This is a genomic window from Cupriavidus sp. PET2-C1, assembly GCF_054515855.1.
The window spans coordinates 870,350-884,612 of sequence record NZ_CM137259.1 but is presented as its reverse complement, the minus strand read 5'-3'; the positions used below and the strand labels follow the sequence as shown (position 1 = coordinate 884,612).

The window sequence follows — 14,263 nt, the reverse complement described above, 5'->3', positions numbered from 1 at the left end:
CGCGCCATGACCATGCACGTCACCATACGCAAGCAGCTCGGTTCCGCCCACCGCCATTTCGGGCTGGATATCGCCTTCGATTCGGAAAGCAAGCGCATTGCACTGTTTGGCCCCTCCGGCGCGGGCAAGAGCCTGACGCTGCGCGCCATCGCCGGATTGCTCACGCCGGACAGCGGCCGCATCGTGCTCAACGGCCGCACCCTGTTCGACAGCGAGACACACGTCAATGTGCGCCCGCAGGAGCGGCGCGTGGCCTACCTGTTCCAGGACTACGCCCTGTTCCCGCATTTGACGGTCGCGCAGAACATCGCCTTCGGGCTGGAGCGGGGCTGGCGCAACCCGCGCCGCAACACGCACCACCCGGAAGCGCAGCGCTGGATCGATGCGTTTGGCCTTGGCGCGATCACCGGCAACTATCCCGGCGAGATCTCCGGCGGCCAGAAGCAACGCGCCGCGCTGGCGCGCGCGCTGGCGGCGCGGCCCGATATCGTGCTGCTGGACGAGCCGTTCTCCGCGCTGGACCCGGCGCTGCGCGTGCGCATGCGCGCCGAGCTGCGCGCGCTGCAAGCCAGCCTGGAAGTGCCCATGCTGGTGATCTCGCACGACCCCGACGACGTGGAAGCCCTCGGCGACCACGTGCTGGAAGTGCGCGAAGGCCGCATCTTTGGCGCCGCGCCAGTGAAGGGGCATCCACAGGTGTACGCGCCCGTCTCGGCGCGTGCAGTCTGAGGCCGGCTCTGTGGGGCCGGCTCAGTGAGGCTCGTTCGGTGAGGCCCGTTCAGTGAGGTCAGCTCAATGAGGCCAACTCAAGCCCCGGCCGAACGCAGCAGGTCAACGTAAGCGGTTTCGATTAGTTGCCCTCGCGTTATGCCTAGCTTGCCCAGCAGCGCATGCGCCTCGGCAATACCGACCTGGCCCGGCTCGCCTTCGGCCAGCACCACCTCCAGCTCCAGGAAATCCCCCAGCCCCTCCACGCGGTCCAGATGCACGCGCGTGCGGCCCACCAGGAACAAGGTGCGCGCCTTGCGCACGCGCCCGCTCTCGCCCCAGGCCGCCGCCAGTGCGGCGCGCAGCGAATCGGGCTCGGCCGTGGGCGAGAGGATGTAGTGGCTCTCCTTGGGTCCGGCCTGGTCGGCGCGCGCGTAGAAGATCAACTGGCCTTCGCCGGATGGAAAGACGCGTAACTTGAGCCGCCCGTTGGGACAGGCAAAGAAGGTGTCGTCCTGCAGGATCAGCTCGGGGCCATGGTCGGCCAGCGGCGCGACCCGTGGCAACAGCGCGTCCACGCTGGCGATACGCGCCTTGATTTCTATATTGCTTGGCATGGTCGTCGGGTATTCAGAGAATCAGGCAGACAGCAGCTTGGCGGCAATCACCCACATGGTGCTGCCGATGGCCCGGCGAACACCGGCCTGAGCAAGGCACCGGTTGGCTTCGTGCAGATTCCTGTGCATCGTCGGTTTGATCTTGATTTTCCTGGTTTTTTTGGTTTTTTGGGTCTTCTTGGTTTTCTTGCGCCGGCTGCCTGGCCGTGATTTCTGTCTGCGGCTCGGTTATCCTTGCGCGCATGCAAACACCATCCCCAAGCCCGCAGATCCGGCGCGCCGGGCCATCCGATGCCCTGACCGTCGCCACCCTCCTCACCGAAACCTATCTCGCCACCTGGAAGCCACAGCTCACGGCCGAGGCGGCCTTGCGCTTCGAGCAAGAGGACAAGGTCGACGATTATGTCCGTAGCCGGCTGGCGCAGTTCCACGTGGCCTGCGTGGACGGCACGGTGGCCGGCATGGTGGACTGGGAAAACGATTTCATCTGGGCGCTGCATGTGTCGCCATGCTGGCAGGCGCGCGGACTGGGCAGCGCGCTGCTAGCGCACGCCGAAGCCGCGATGGCAGCGGCAGGCCATCGGCAGGCCCGGCTCGAAACCGACACCTTCAACGTGAAGAGCCGCGCCTTCTATCAGCGCCACGGCTATGCCAAGGTGGAATTCTACCCCGACGAAAGCTGGCACAGCGGCTTCACCACGGTACTGCTGAGCAAGCCGCTGGTGCCTGCCTGACGCGCGCCAGGCTCAGCCCATGGTGCCCAGGATCACGCTCGACGCCTTGAAGATCGCCAGCGCGCGGCTGCCCTCGGCAAGCCCGAGCGCGCTCACGCTGTCGTTGGTGACAATGGCCACCACGGTGCCGCCGCCATCCAGCTCCAGCGCCACCTCGGCATTGACCGCGCCCGGCAGCACGCGGGTGACCTTGCCAGGCAGCTGGTTGCGCGCCGAGAGCCGCAGCCCGGGATCGGGCAGCCCCAGCAGGACCGAGGAAGCCTTGATCAGCGCGAAGGCTTCGGCGCCGGGTGCGAGGCCCAGCGTCTCCACGCTTTCGTGGGTGATGGTGGCGACCACGTGCTGGCCGCCGGCGAGCGACAGCGTGACCTCGTCGTTGACGGCGCCGCCGCGGATCGCAGCCACCTTGCCAAAGAGCTTGTTGCGCGCACTGGTCTTGATCATGAAACGCCGCATCAGGTGAAGGTCGTCCTGCGCCGTCTCGCTGACGTTGCCCAGGCTGGCGAGGTGTTCGATAAAGAGCCGGTGCTCGTGCTCCAGCGCGCGGTAGGTGCGGATCAGGCTGGCGGCGCGCTCGGTCAGCACGGTGCCGCCGCCGCCCTTGCCGCCGGCGGCGCGCACCACCAGCGGCTCGCCCGCGCTGTTGTTCATGGCGTCGATGGCATCCCAGGCGCCCTTGTAGCTCAGCCCGACCGCCTTGGCCGCAGCCGTGATCGAGCCGTGCTCGCCGATCGCGGCCAGCAGGGCGATGCGCTCGCGCCCGCCCCAGTCCTGGGAGCCTGAGCGAAACCAGATCGCGCCGTCGAGTTCTAGCATGCGGGAATGGCGCTACCGCGTGGCAGCGCAGCAAAGTGGCAGAAGCCGCGTATCTTAATGCCAAAGCGTGGCGGCGCGCGGCAGCCGCCCGCCCTCCACCTCCCTCGCCTCCCTCAACCTGCCAACGCCTCACCCCTGGTGCGCCGGGATATACCAGCGCATCATGCTGCCGGCGAAGTACTGGCGATCCAGCTGGCGCAGCAGGCGCCACGCGGTGAAAGGATCGATATCCAGGTTGACCCAGGCCCAAGGGTGGTTCGGATCGCCCTCGCGCACCAGTTCCACGGACGTCACCGGGGCGTAGGTCGCCAGCTTGTCGCGCAGCATCTGTTCGGTCACATCGCGGTGCAGGCCCCGGATGAGTACCTTCATGTCTTGCTCCCGATATGAGGCAGCGCGCACGCGGCGGGCAGCACGTGTCTCCGTTGCCTAGCTCATTGTAGGTGGCCCGACGCGGTCCGTGGGCCACGCATCGCGCCCTTGGCGGCAGTCAGCCCATGATGTGCGCGCCGCCGTCCACGTACACGGTGTTGCCGGAAATCCGCCGCGCGTAGGGCGTCGCCAGGTAGGCGGTGGCAAAGCCCACGTCCATGATGTCGACCAGCTCGCCCAGCGGGGCGCGGCCCGCGGCATCCGCCAGCAATTGCTCGAAATCCTTGAGTCCGGACGCCGCGCGGGTCTTGAGCGGCCCCGGCGAAATGGCGTGCACGCGGATGCCGCTCGGGCCGAGTTCGTGCGCCAGGTAGCGGCATGACGCCTCCAGCGCCGCCTTGACCGGGCCCATCAGGTTGTAGTTCGGCACCACGCGGCTGGCGCCCTCGTAGCTCATGGCGAACAGGCTGCCGCCCGCGCGCATCAGCGGCACCGCGCGCCGCGCCAGCCGCACGAAGGAATGACAGGACACGTCCATGGCCCGCGCGAAGCCGGCTGCCGATGCATTGAGCAGCCCGCCCTGCAGGTCGTCCTTGGGCGCGAAGGCCACCGAGTGCACCAGCACGTCAAGCTGGCCCCATTGCCGCGTGATCCGCTCGAACAGCGCCTGCTCCTGGCCCGCGTCCTCCACGTCGAGCGGCATCAGGATCGTCGCGCCCACCGATTCGGCCAGCGGCGCCACATGCGGGTAGGCCTTGTCGTTGAGATAGGTGATCGCCAGTTCGGCGCCAAGCTCGCGGAAGGCCCGCGCGCAACCCCACGCGATGGACTCCGCGTTGGCCACGCCGACCACCAGCACGCGCGCGCCCAGCAATGGGGGATTGGGTACTTGCACCATGATGTCCCTCGCTTAATGAATGCGCGCCCAGCCAGAGCCGCTTCGCTTCAGGTTGAAACAGCCGATCAGGCCCGCCTGGTTCAGGTGCCTGTCTTGACGTTGCGCCGCGCTGACGGCTTGACCGTCTTGAGCGGCTTGGCCACCTTGCCCGGCTTGGCCGTGCCGGCTTTGCGAACGCGTGCGCTGGCTTCCGGTGAAGCGGCTTTGCGCGCCGTGCGCGGCGTTTCCACGGGTGCAGGCGCCGGGGGCGCCGCGGTGGCGGGCTGCGCGGTTTGCCGCGCCGTGTGGTCGGTGCCCAGTACGCGCGCCACCTCGCGATAGCGCGCCAGGCGGGCGCCTTCGAGCGGCCCCACCACGGTCACGATGCGATGGATCGCCATCATGATGCGATGGCGCTGCGCGCTGTCCGGCACCAGCAGCGGCAGCGCGGCCACGGCCCGCCCGGCGTCCAGCCCCACGATCATGCTCTGCCGCCTGACCGCGGCCTTGACCGTGGCGATGTCCGGCTGCTGCTCCAGGTGCTCGCGCGCCATCTGCCGCATCAGGTTGAAGGGCCGCTCCTCGATGCTGGTGTTCTCGTCCGCCACATAGCAAAGGATGCGCATGAAGGCATCGAGCGGCGTGCCCTGCTCGATCCCCGCTTCGGCCTCATGAATGCGCCGCTCGGCCAGCTCCTGGCGCAGCGCAACGCTCAGTGGCGGCGGGCCGCGCTTTTCGGCGCCAGGCGCGAAACCCATCAGCGCGGACAGCCATGGCGACTGGTACAACGCCTCGAAGAGCTGCTCCTGGAAGGCATCGCGCTGGTCGCGCCACGCGTCGAGCGTGCGCACGATGGTGTCGGACACCGCGCCCTCCAGCGTGACGAACGGATTGTCCGGCGCCACCGGCTGGCGCGCCTCGCGCACCGACGGCGCCAGCGCGGCGATCCATGCCATCCACGGATTCGCGTCCGACGCCAGCGAGCGCTCCAGCCGGGCCGGGTGCATCTGCCGCATCGCGTAGGCGCCCAGTTCGTTGGATGCGGCCTGCACCGCCGGCGAGGCGAAGGTGTCGTACAGGCGCTGGTTGACTTCGGCCACGCGGCGCACCACCTCAAACGCGCGCTCGTCGTCGCGGCCATCGTCCAGCGCGAGGATGTCGTCGATGGTTCTGCGCTCGAAGCGCATCAGGTAGCGGCCTTCGATCAGCTCCAGGTGCGAAGTGCCCGGCGCGATGTCTTCGATGCGCGCCTCGTACAGCCCGGGCGGCAGCACGTCGATCAGGTCCAGCGCCGAGAACAGCTCGGTATGCTCGCGATTGGCCACGCCGGCCGAGACGAAGATGCCAAGGTGCCCGACCTTTTCATGCAGGCAGTAGACGATGACCTGGTCGTTGGCGACGATCTCGTCGACGCTGGCGTAGAGATCGGGAATCCAGTTCAGCGCCTGCTGCGGCGGCGTGATGTTGTCGCCCCAGGAAGCAAAGACCACGATCGGCGAGCGCACATTGCGCAGGTCCACCGCGACGCTGCCATCCGCGCTGCGCACCTCGCCGGCGGTCAGGTGGTTGCCAACGAAGAGGTTCTGCACGATCCAGTCGATCTCGGCGCGGTTGAGCAGGAAGTGCCCGCCCCACCAGCGCTCGAACGCGAGGAAGCGCTCGCGCTCCGTATCCACCTGCGCATAGACGTCGTAGAGCTTTTTCCAGTACGTGTTGGACGGATTGAGCTGCTCGAAATTCTGCACCAGCCAGGCCCCGTCAAAGCGGCCATTGCCGAGATCGGCCGCAAAGGACGACAGCCACGAGCCGCCCAGCAGCCCGCCGCTGTAGCGCATCGGGTTGCGCCCGCGCACGCCCGACCAGTAGGCCAGCGGCGAACCGGCCAGCAGGATGGGGCCGACCAGTTCCGGCGCGGCGGCCGCCAGCATCATCAGCGCCCAGCCGCCCTGGCAGTTGCCGATCACGAACGGCTTGCCCTGCGCGTGCGGATGGCGCTCGGCCACGGTGAGCAGGAACAGCGCTTCGGCGCGCGCCACGCACTCGATGGTCTGGCCCGGGCAAGGCACCGGGAAAAAGGTGACGAAGTAGCAGGGATGGCCGCTGCGCAGCGCGATGCCGATCTCGCTGTCGATCTTGAAGCCGCCGATGCCCGGGCCATGCCCGGCGCGCGGATCGATCACCACGAAGGGCCGCTTGGTGTCGTCGGTGACGATGCCTGGCGGCGGCAGGATGCGCAGCAGTGCGTAGTTGGCGGGTTGCGCCAGCGTGCGCGCGTCGATCACCACCTCGTGCTCGAAGACCAGCACCGGCGGCATGCCCTCGCGCTCGTGCTCGAAGGTCTGGTTGCCGCGCTCGCGCAGGATGTCGAGCAACAGGACGGCGCGCTGCCAGGCGTCATGCGCGTAGGACCACGCATCGGACAAAATCGGTGGCACGCCGGCGGCGCTGCCGGCATGGATGACGGGATCACGTGCGTTCACTCGGCTTCCCCTTCTACGTTCTACGGTGTGGCGCCGAAGGCAGTCGTTTCCAGGCAATCGCACGGAATTGCTGCCCTGCAGCACAGCACAATCTACCAGCCTGCATCGTGCTTGACAACCCGCGGCATGGGCGGATCGGTGGCAGGCATGACCTGGCGCAAGGTACGCGCCAATGTCATCGTGCCGCAGGAAACATCGCCTATACTGGCCTTTGTTTTTTTGCGCGACGCAGCATGCCCGCGCGGTCGCACCGCAACCCCGACGCACCGGAACGCCGATGACCCACACGCTCGACAAGTACTCCGTCCTGCTGGCACGCTGCCAAGATTTGCCCGCCATTCCCACCGCGGTGGCGCATCCCTGCGATGCTTCCTCGCTCGGCGGCGCGCTGCAGGCGGCCAGCCTCGGCCTGATCGTGCCGCTGCTGATCGGGCCCGAGGCGCGCATCCGCCAGGTGGCCGACGCCAACGCGCTCGACCTTGGCGACAGCGTGCTGATCGACGCGCCGCACAGCCATGCCGCCGCCGCGCGCGCCGTCGCGGCAATCCGCGCGGGCGAGGCCGAGCTGCTGATGAAGGGCAGCCTGCACACCGATGAGCTGCTGCACGAAATCACCGCGCCCGCCACCGGCTTGCGCACGGGGCGGCGCCTTTCGCATGTGTTTGCGATGGACGTGCCGAGCTACCACAAGCCGCTGTTCATCACCGACGCCGCGGTCAATATCTTTCCCACGCTCAACGACAAGGCCGATATCTGCCGCAACGCGATCGATCTGCTGCGCGTGCTGGGCATCGAGTGCCCCAAGGTGGCCATCCTCTCGGCAGTGGAAACCGTGACCGACAAGATCCCATCCACCATCGACGCGGCCGCGCTGTGCATGATGAGCCGGCGCGGCCAGATCGAGGGCGGCATCCTCGACGGCCCGCTCGCGTTCGACAACGCGATCAGCCATGAGGCCGCGGTGACAAAGGGCATCGTCTCCGAGGTCGCGGGCGACCCCGACATCTTGCTCGTGCCCGACCTGGAGGCCGGCAACATGCTGGCCAAGCAGCTCACCTTCCTGGCCGGCGCCGAAGCCGCCGGCATTGTGCTGGGCGCGCGCGTGCCCATCATCCTCACCAGCCGCGCGGACAGCGTGCGCGCGCGCATCGGCAGCTGCGCGATTGCCGTGCTGCTGGCGCATGCACGCCGCACCGGCCAGGCGCCCGGCAAGATCTGAACGCTCCACCGCCTCGGCCAGCGTTTTTTTCACCGTCTCGGCCACCGTCTCAGTCACAGCCAACGTCACCGCCACAAGGAGGCTTGCCAGCGTGAGCGCCACCCATCCCACCATCCTCGTTGTCAATGCCGGCTCCTCCAGCGTCAAGGTCTCGGTGTACGCCGTGCCCGAGGCCGCGCACGCCAATGCCGACATCAACCCGGTGCTCAGCGCGCACGGGCAGATCGAAGGCATCGGCGTATCGCCGCGCCTCACCGCCAGCATGGCGGACGGCCGCGTGGTCGCGGACGAGCGCTTTCCGGTGGCGCAGGTGGCCGATCACGACGCCGCATTCCGCCTGATCCGGCTGGTGCTCAGCATCGGGCTGCGCGATGCGCCGCCGGTGGCAATCGGCCATCGCGTGGTGCACGGCGGCGCGGATTTCTCCGCGGCCGTGAAGATCGACGACGACGTCATTGCCAAGCTGGAAGCATTGATCCCGCTGGCACCGCTGCACCAGCCGCACAACCTCACGGCGATCCGCGCGGTGCGCGCCGCCGCGCCGGCGCTGCTGCAGGTCGCCTGCTTCGACACCGCCTTTCACGCCGGGCACGACCCGCTGGCACAGCTGCTGGCGCTGCCCTACGAATACTTCGAACGCGGCATCCGCCGCTACGGCTTTCACGGCCTGTCCTACGAGTACATCGCGCGCCGCCTGCAGCAGATCGCGCCCGATCTGGCGCAGGGCCGCGTGATCGTGGCGCACCTGGGCAACGGCGCCAGCCTGTGCGCCATGCGCGAGGGGCGCAGCGTGGAATCCACCATGGGCCTGACCGCGCTCGACGGCCTGCCGATGGGCACGCGCTGCGGCGCCATCGATGCCGGCGCCATCCTGTGGCTGTCGCAGCAAGGTATGAGCACCAAGGACATCGAAACGATGCTGTACCAGGAGTCAGGGTTGAAGGGACTGTCGGGCGTCAGCAGCGACATGCGCGCCCTGCTGGCCAGCGACGCGCCTCGCGCGCGCCTGGCGATCGATTTCTACGCCTACCGCGCGGCGCAGGAAATCGGCAAGCTGGCGGCCACGCTGGGCGGCCTGGATGCGCTGGTGTTCACCGCCGGCATCGGCGCCAACTCGCCGCCGGTGCGCGAGAAGATCTGCGCGCGGCTGGCGGAGCTGTTCGGCATCAGCCTGGACACCAGCGCCAACAACGAGAACCGCCAGCGCATCAGCCGCGACAACAGCCGCGTGCCGGTCCTGGTATTGCCTACCGACGAGGAAGGCATGATCGCGCTGAATACCGCGCGCATCATGATGGAGCAGAACGCGCTAGCGTAGCGCTCCCGCATTGCTCCGCCCCTCCGTCGACGTCATTTACTGATTCCTCTCGGTGATGACGAGCGGGATGCGCACTTCGCCAACCGTCATGACCGCCCGCAGCGGCAGAGCCGAAGCCGGCAATGACGTGGCAGTGAATGCGCGCGATGGCGACGCGAAGCGCAGCCATGCCGGCAAGGCCGTTCCGTCCATTTGCGTCACCTTCACCTCAGCACCATTCGCTGCACCAGGAACTGCCTGCGCGGGCAACGCGAAGCGGAAATGACTGCCCGGCCTGGCCATGTCCTTCGGCACCGACACGGCGATGAGGTCAGACGGATTGCCGGATGCCTTCAGGCTCACCGTGACTGTGATGCCATGCGGATCGTCGGCAGGCGCCTTCGAACCTGCGGCGGCAGTCGATGCGTCACCACCGCTGGCATTGCCGCCGGATGAGCCGCTGCTGCCTGACGACGAGGTGCCGCCGCTGGAACTACCACCGGACGAACCGCTGCCACCCGACGACGAGGAGCCACCGCTCGACGTATCACTACCACTGGAGCTACCGCCGGACGAACCGCTACCACTCGACGACGACGAGCTGCCGCTCGACGACGAAGAGCCGCCAGACGAACTCGATCCCCCGCTCGACGTATCACTACCACTGGAGCTACCGCCGGACGAGCCGCTGCCACCCGACGACGAGCTAGCGCCAGACGAGCCGCTGTCACTCGACGACGAGGAGCCCCCGCTCGACGAACTCGATCCACCGCTCGATGTATCACTACCGCTGGAGCTACCACCGGACGAGCCGCTACCACTCGACGACGAAGATCCACCGCTCGACGAGCTCGAACCACTGCTCGACGTATCACTACCACTGGAGCTACCGCCGGACGAGCCACTGCCGCTCGACGACGAGGAGCTACCGCTCGACGAGCTCGATCCACCGCTCGATGTATCACTACCGCTGGAGCTACCACCGGACGAACCGCTACCACTCGACGGCGAAGAGCCACCGCTCGACGAGCTCGAACCACTGCTCGACGTATCACTACCACTGGAGCTACCGCCGGACGAGCCGCTGCCACCCGACGACGAGCTAGCGCCAGACGATCCGCTGCCGCTCGACGACGAAGAGCTGCCACTCGACGTATCACTACCACTAGAGCTACCGCCGGACGAGCCGCTGCCACTCGACGACGAGGAGCCCCCGCTCGATGAACTGGCGCCAGACGATCCGCTGCCGCCCGAAGATGAGGAGCTACCGCTCGACGAACTCGATCCACCGCTCGATGTATCACTACCGCTGGAGCTACCACCGGACGAGCCGCTACCACTCGACGACGAAGATCCACCGCTCGACGAGCTCGAACCACTGCTCGACGTATCACTACCACCGGAGCTACCGCCGGACGAGCCACTGCCGCTCGACGAACCCGATCCACCGCTCGACGTATCACTACCGCTGGAGCTACCGCCGGACGAACCGCTACCGCCCGAAGATGAGCCACTGCCCGATGAGCTGGCGCCAGACGAGCCGCCACCACTCGACGACGAGGAGCTGCCGCTCGACGACGAAGAAGAGCCACCGCTCGACGAGCTGGCGCCAGACGATCCGCTGCCGCCCGACGACGAGCCGCTAGACGAGCTCGATCCACCGCTCGATGTATCGCTTCCGCTGGAGCTACCGCCAGACGAGCCGCCGCCACCCGACGACGAGCGGGAACCGCTGCTGGAGCTACCACCGGACGAAGAGCTACCGCTCGACGAACCCGATCCACCGCTCGATGTATCACTACCGCTGGAGCTACCGCCGGACGAGCCGCTACCGCCCGACGACGAGCCGGAACCGCTGCTGGAGCTACCACCGGACGAAGAGCTCCCGCTCGACGAACCCGATCCACCGCTCGATGTATCACTACCGCTGGAGCTGCCGCCGGACGACGAGCCACCGCTCGATGAGCTGGCACCAGACGATCCGCCGCCACCCGACAACGAGCTGCCACCGCTCGACGAACCGGAGCCGCTGGACGACGATGAGCCACTGCCGCTCGATGAACCAGTGCCGTCGGTCGTGTTGCCGCTGGAGCTACCGCTGGACGAACCACTGCTGCCGGACGAAGAACCGCTACCCGACGAGCCGCTGCCGCTCGATGAGCCCGTGCCGTCGGTCGTGTTGCCGCCGGAGCTACCACCGGACGAACCACTGCTGCCGGACGAAGAACCGCTGCCCGACGAGCCGCTGCCGCTCGATGAGCCCGCGCCATCGGTCGTGTTGCCGCTGGAGCTACCGCTGGACGAGCCACTGTTGCCCGACGAAGAACCGCTACCCGACGAGCCACTGCCGCTCGACGAGCCCGCGTCATCGGGCTTGCCGCCGCTGGAGCTGCCACTCGACGAACCGCCGCTGCCGCTCGAACTGCCGGAGGACGGATCCAGTGGTGGCGGCGACGGCATCGGCACGGGAACGGGCGCCGGCGCCGGAGGCGGCGGAATCGGCACCGGGAATCCACCCGACGATCCAGGGCCTCCCGACGAGCTGCCGGATGATCCGCTACCGCTAGATGAGCCCGATCCGCTGGAGGAGCCCGAGCCACTCGACGAACCCGAACCGCTCGATGAACCCGAGCTACTCGACGAGCCCGAGCCGCTAGACGAACCGGAGCCACTCGACGAACCCGAACCACTCGATGAACCCGAGCTACTCGACGAGCCCGAGCTACTCGACGAGCCCGAGCCGCTAGACGAACCCGAACCACTCGACGAACCCGAACCACTCGACGAGCCCGAGCCGCTAGACGAACCGGAGCCACTCGACGAACCCGAACTGGAGCTGGTGGCACACCCGCCGAAAACGCAAAGGACAGGCGTGCTGGTCCCTGACGCAGCCGCCCCCCAGATCGGTGCCTTGGCGGTGGTATCTCTTGCGGACGTGGAAGTTTGGGTGACGGTCTGGGTCTGCTGGAGGAGCTTTGTCCATGCCGCATTGGTGGGATCCTTCATCTGCGCTGGAGTTAACGCGATCCCTCCTACCTGTGCAACGGCTTGCGTGTTTTGATTGTTCCAGACTCCCCACACGGTATTGGAGGGAGGAAGGCCGCCGCTCGCCCCGCCGATCAGGCCGCCTCCACTGCCATTGTTTACCAGCCCGCTCGCGTAGCTCGTATTGATCTCTTGCAAGGGTAGGTTGGCAGACTCCAATTGCCCAACCAATCCACCTGCATAGACCTGGCCCTTGCCGGAAATCGTGGCAGTGACGTTTCCCGTGGCATAGCTGTTAAGGATCAGCGTTGAGCTTGAATAGCCGACCAGGCCACCTGCACTGGCAAGGCTGACAGAAGAGTACTTGACACCGGTGGCCGATACGGATCCCGTGGCATAGCTTTGCTCGATGTGCCCCAAAGCGATCCCGATCAGGCCACCAACAGCGTCGCCCCCACTGACCGCTCCCGTGGCAAAAGAGGCCGACAGATAGTCTGAGAAGGCATTGACGTATTGCCCGAACAGCCCGCCGACCGCGAACTTGCCGGTCACCGATCCGGTTGCGTAATCCCAGTACAGCCCCCAAGGCAAGTAGTTGCCGTAGATCATCTGGGCGTCCGCGGTGTTCTCGACAAAACCGACGAGACCACCTACGTTGGCCGAGTTTGGAGCCGTCACGTCAACCGTGGCATAACTATGCGCCACGCCGCCCAGCATGATATGCCCGATCAACCCGCCGACATCATCGGCCGAGCCCGAGACTTTCCCGCTACCGCTGACGTAGCTATTGCCGACCGTGCCTTGGAATTCATAGCCGACCAAGGCCCCGACCTCTCCCTTCCCGGTCACGCCACCAGGGCCGAGTACAAGGCCGACATTGCGGATGGCTCCGCTGTTCTGCGAGAACAAGCCTACCTTGTCCGTCGTCGGCAGGTTGATCTCCAGCCCGGTGATCCGGTGCCCCAGTCCGTCAAATGCCCCGGTAAAGGCCCCGAGGTTGGCACCCGCCATGCCAATCGGCGTGAAGGCGCCGCTCAGCGCCACGTCGCTGCCCAGGAAGTAGTATCCGTTAAGCGACAGGTTCTGCAAGTCCGACTGCGACTTGATCTGCGTGTAGGCGTTGCCGTTGATGGCCAGGCTGCCGCTCGAACTGAAATCGACACGCCCGGTGAAGCCACCACCATTCAGGCTGACTCCCATCCGCACGGTGCCATCCACCGCCGGATTGCCACCTTGGTGTGCCAACCCGGTGTTCATCGCCAGCGAGCCCTGCCCGCTCACGCTGGCCACGGCATTGAAGTTGATATTGTTCTGCGCGTTCAACGTCAGCGTGTTGGCGTTCCACGTCACCGCATCGTTGACGTGGATGCTGCCGTTGTCGGTGGTGCTGGTCCCCGCCGTGGCGCCATCGGTGGAGCTGATCGTGACATTGCTGGTAGCCAGCCTCGCGCTCAGCGCCGCGCCGGTGATGTCGCCGCCCGACGCGGCAATGGTGTAGTTGTTCGGATCGACCAGCCAGTTCCCGGTCCGGCCCTGCGGCGCGCGCGTATCCACTGTCGCACTATCCGCGATCTTCACGTGCGAGCCCGACGTCTCCACGAAGCCGCCATCCCCACCCAGGTTGCCGCCGCGCGCGCTGATGGCGCCATCCACCGTGGTCAAGCTGTTTGCGTTGCTCAAGTCAGCGATGGCGATCACGCTGCCGCCCTTGCCCGCGCTCTGCGCGGCGGCGTCCGCATTGATGATGCCGCTTTGCTGGATGGTGTCGCTGGCCAGCAGGCGCACCGTGCCACCGTCGCGGGTCAGGCCGGTGGCCTCCAGCGTGCCGGTGTTGCGCACCACGCCGCCCTGCAAGCGGTCGGCGGCCTGCGCCGACAGGATGATCAGGCCGCCCGGCGCGCGCACGGCGTTGCCGTTCTCCACCAGCGCCTGGATGGTGGCCGGCGTCACCAGCAGGTTGGCCAGCGTGTGGTTGCCGCTGAACTGCAACTCGTACGCCTCTCCCGCGGCCAGTGCCACGGTGCCCAGTTGCGCGACGATGACGCCGCGGTTGCGCACCTCCGGTGCCAGCAGTGCGATGTACCCGCCCAGCGCGGCCGTGATCTGCCCGTCGTTGACGATGCTGCCGGTCGCGCCGTTGCGCGTGAAGCGGTAGTTG

The 14,263-nt window shown here is 67.2% G+C and carries 13 protein-coding genes; 7 read left to right on the top strand and 6 right to left on the bottom strand.

Annotation, left to right across the window (positions count from 1 at the left end):
• The first annotated feature begins 6 nt into the window (after positions 1-6).
• Positions 7-729, top strand: coding sequence for an ATP-binding cassette domain-containing protein (locus ACX12D_RS04050; protein ID WP_459373013.1), 723 nt, complete (start codon positions 7-9; stop codon positions 727-729).
• A 77-nt stretch (positions 730-806) separates the two neighbouring features.
• On the opposite strand, the gene ACX12D_RS04045 is transcribed toward ACX12D_RS04050, so the two are convergent.
• Positions 807-1,325: a class IV adenylate cyclase gene (locus tag ACX12D_RS04045; RefSeq protein WP_459373012.1), complete on the bottom strand. Its 519-nt coding sequence runs from the start codon at positions 1,323-1,325 to the stop codon at positions 807-809.
• 242 nt (positions 1,326-1,567) lie between these two features.
• Here ACX12D_RS04045 and ACX12D_RS04040 point away from each other — a divergent pair, with 242 nt between their 5' ends.
• Positions 1,568-2,059 (top strand): GNAT family N-acetyltransferase, encoded by a 492-nt coding sequence (locus ACX12D_RS04040; protein ID WP_459373011.1) that lies wholly within the window; start codon positions 1,568-1,570, stop codon positions 2,057-2,059.
• Between the two features lie 12 nt (positions 2,060-2,071).
• Here ACX12D_RS04040 and ACX12D_RS04035 read toward each other — a convergent pair whose 3' ends face one another.
• The 4 genes from ACX12D_RS04035 to ACX12D_RS04020 all read right to left on the bottom strand — a co-directional run bounded on the left by ACX12D_RS04035 (position 2,072) and on the right by ACX12D_RS04020 (position 6,604).
• Entirely contained in the window at positions 2,072-2,875 is an 804-nt protein-coding gene (locus tag ACX12D_RS04035; protein ID WP_441641364.1) for a TOBE domain-containing protein, read from the bottom strand.
• Between the two features lie 129 nt (positions 2,876-3,004).
• Complete coding sequence (locus ACX12D_RS04030) at positions 3,005-3,247, bottom strand: RNA recognition motif domain-containing protein (protein ID WP_441641365.1); 243 nt, start codon at positions 3,245-3,247, stop codon at positions 3,005-3,007.
• Between the two features lie 118 nt (positions 3,248-3,365).
• Positions 3,366-4,145 carry an enoyl-ACP reductase FabI gene (gene fabI / locus ACX12D_RS04025; protein ID WP_459373010.1) on the bottom strand — a complete coding sequence of 260 codons (780 nt, stop codon included), beginning with the start codon at positions 4,143-4,145 and terminating at the stop codon, positions 3,366-3,368.
• Between the two features lie 80 nt (positions 4,146-4,225).
• Positions 4,226-6,604: a DUF3141 domain-containing protein gene (locus tag ACX12D_RS04020; protein WP_459373009.1), complete on the bottom strand. Its 2,379-nt coding sequence runs from the start codon at positions 6,602-6,604 to the stop codon at positions 4,226-4,228.
• 277 nt (positions 6,605-6,881) lie between these two features.
• Here ACX12D_RS04020 and ACX12D_RS04015 point away from each other — a divergent pair, with 277 nt between their 5' ends.
• A complete protein-coding gene (locus tag ACX12D_RS04015) occupies positions 6,882-7,823 on the top strand; it encodes a phosphate acetyltransferase (RefSeq protein ID WP_459373008.1) in 942 nt (313 codons plus the stop codon).
• Between the two features lie 91 nt (positions 7,824-7,914).
• Positions 7,915-9,141 (top strand): acetate/propionate family kinase, encoded by a 1,227-nt coding sequence (locus ACX12D_RS04010; RefSeq protein ID WP_459373007.1) that lies wholly within the window; start codon positions 7,915-7,917, stop codon positions 9,139-9,141.
• Between the two features lie 36 nt (positions 9,142-9,177).
• On the opposite strand, the gene ACX12D_RS04005 is transcribed toward ACX12D_RS04010, so the two are convergent.
• A complete protein-coding gene (locus ACX12D_RS04005) occupies positions 9,178-9,483 on the bottom strand; it encodes a hypothetical protein (protein WP_459374078.1) in 306 nt (101 codons plus the stop codon).
• Here ACX12D_RS04005 and ACX12D_RS04000 point away from each other — a divergent pair.
• The 3 genes from ACX12D_RS04000 (at position 9,461) to ACX12D_RS03990 (ending at position 14,260) form a co-directional block, all read left to right on the top strand.
• Entirely contained in the window at positions 9,461-12,181 is a 2,721-nt protein-coding gene (locus ACX12D_RS04000) for a hypothetical protein (RefSeq protein ID WP_459374077.1), read from the top strand. The genes ACX12D_RS04005 and ACX12D_RS04000 overlap by 23 nt on opposite strands.
• A 1,092-nt stretch (positions 12,182-13,273) precedes the next feature.
• Complete coding sequence (locus ACX12D_RS03995) at positions 13,274-13,603, top strand: hypothetical protein (protein WP_459374076.1); 330 nt, start codon at positions 13,274-13,276, stop codon at positions 13,601-13,603.
• Positions 13,604-13,744: 141 nt separating this feature from the next.
• Positions 13,745-14,260: a hypothetical protein gene (locus ACX12D_RS03990; protein WP_459374075.1), complete on the top strand. Its 516-nt coding sequence runs from the start codon at positions 13,745-13,747 to the stop codon at positions 14,258-14,260.
• Positions 14,261-14,263 lie beyond the last annotated feature (3 nt).

Coding starts and splice junctions, on each gene's coding strand:
- fabI (WP_459373010.1), bottom strand. CDS start 4,145: ATGGTGCAAGTACCCAATCCCCCATTGCTGGGCGCGCGCGTGCTGGTG.
- ACX12D_RS04045 (WP_459373012.1), bottom strand. CDS start 1,325: ATGCCAAGCAATATAGAAATCAAGGCGCGTATCGCCAGCGTGGACGCG.
- ACX12D_RS03990 (WP_459374075.1), top strand. CDS start 13,745: ATGGCGCCATCCACCGTGGTCAAGCTGTTTGCGTTGCTCAAGTCAGCG.
- ACX12D_RS04030 (WP_441641365.1), bottom strand. CDS start 3,247: ATGAAGGTACTCATCCGGGGCCTGCACCGCGATGTGACCGAACAGATG.
- ACX12D_RS04050 (WP_459373013.1), top strand. CDS start 7: ATGACCATGCACGTCACCATACGCAAGCAGCTCGGTTCCGCCCACCGC.
- ACX12D_RS04015 (WP_459373008.1), top strand. CDS start 6,882: ATGACCCACACGCTCGACAAGTACTCCGTCCTGCTGGCACGCTGCCAA.
- ACX12D_RS04040 (WP_459373011.1), top strand. CDS start 1,568: ATGCAAACACCATCCCCAAGCCCGCAGATCCGGCGCGCCGGGCCATCC.
- ACX12D_RS04035 (WP_441641364.1), bottom strand. CDS start 2,875: ATGCTAGAACTCGACGGCGCGATCTGGTTTCGCTCAGGCTCCCAGGAC.